The following is a 683-nucleotide window of genomic DNA, read 5'->3' as shown; positions in this document are numbered from 1 at the left end:
GTCGGGCCAGTTCATCGGGTAGAGGGCCCGGTTCTCGGGGCGGATCGGGCTCATGCCGTCACCTCGGCGGGCCCCTTGTGGATGGTGAAGCCGCCGTCGGGGTGCCGGATGATCCAGTCGCCGTAGAAGGCGATGACGTGGCCGGGCCGCTGCCCGATGCGTAGGCCGACGACGGCGAGCTTGCCGTCGACTTCCTGCCAGTAGTCCTTGGTGAAGACGCCGAGCTTGTCGATCGTGTTGTCGATGAAGCTGTGACTGCTCGGGGTCAGTTGCCAGGCGTGGCAGCCTTCGGGCTCCGGTGCGACGTGCTTGCAGGGCCAAGCAACGGTCCGCTGCCAGTAGCCGCCTTCCTCCTTGGGCGGTTCGGAGCAGGCTGCGCAGATCTGCTCGGCGGCGATGTGCGAGCACAGGTTGACGCCGGGGCGGTCCTCTCCCTCGTCGTCCCAGAACTCCTCGCACTCCCGCTCGATGCAGTCCACGGGACCGGCGTAGACGGTGGTCGGCTGGTGGGTGGTGGTGTTGGTCATGCTGCGGGCCTTCCTGCTTCGGTGTAGCGGGCGGGGTGGACGGGGCTGCTGTCGGGAAGTTCGTTGCCGTGGTTGTCGCGGCAGGGGTAGGTCTGGAGCACCTGGCAGGTGGGGCAGACGGCGGTGGCGATGGCGTGGGCGGCTTGGCGGGCGGGG

1 protein-coding gene is annotated in these 683 nt (G+C 68.7%); it reads right to left on the bottom strand.

Annotated features, from left to right (window positions below):
• Nucleotides 1–50: 50 nt before the first annotated feature.
• Nucleotides 51–527: a hypothetical protein gene (locus tag ABD191_RS29050; RefSeq protein ID WP_030901129.1), complete on the bottom strand. Its 477-nt coding sequence runs from the start codon at nt 525–527 to the stop codon at nt 51–53.
• Between the last annotated feature and the right edge of the window lie 156 nt (nt 528–683).

Origin of the sequence: Luedemannella helvata (assembly GCF_039528415.1) — a bacterium.
Lineage (GTDB): Bacteria > Actinomycetota > Actinomycetes > Mycobacteriales > Micromonosporaceae > Luedemannella > Luedemannella helvata.
Note: the sequence above shows the minus strand (reverse complement) of the source record. Positions and strands in the feature narration are given on the sequence as shown.